This is a genomic window from Pseudomonas sp. PME37.24/025 (assembly GCF_055556615.1).
Map to the genome: position 1 here is coordinate 1 of NZ_JBVHNK010000314.1, position 261 is coordinate 261.

Here is a 261-nt window from a genome sequence, read left to right on the forward strand (position 1 = left end):
CCGCCAGCAGCTGCTCCGACAGCGCGGTCGGCTTGTTCGTGCAGACGCACAGGATGGCCCCCGCGCCGGAGAGCGCGTCCAGCGCCGCCTCCACGCCGGGGAAGGGCCGGCTCTCGCTGGCGATCCGGCCGCGGTAGATCTCGATGAAGCGGGCGACGAGGCCCGGCACGCGCTCCGGAGGGAGGTGTTCGCCCGCCGCCTCGAAACCGCGCTCGATCAGGACGCGGGCGCCGCGGCCCACCAGCACGCGGGCGGCTTCGG

The 261-nt window shown here is 75.9% G+C and carries 1 protein-coding gene; it reads right to left on the bottom strand.

Annotated elements, in window-relative coordinates; genetic code table 11:
* Positions 1-261 (bottom strand): HAD family hydrolase (locus ACZ3HH_RS30510; protein ID WP_465810374.1); only part of this gene is annotated, 261 nt, incomplete at both ends.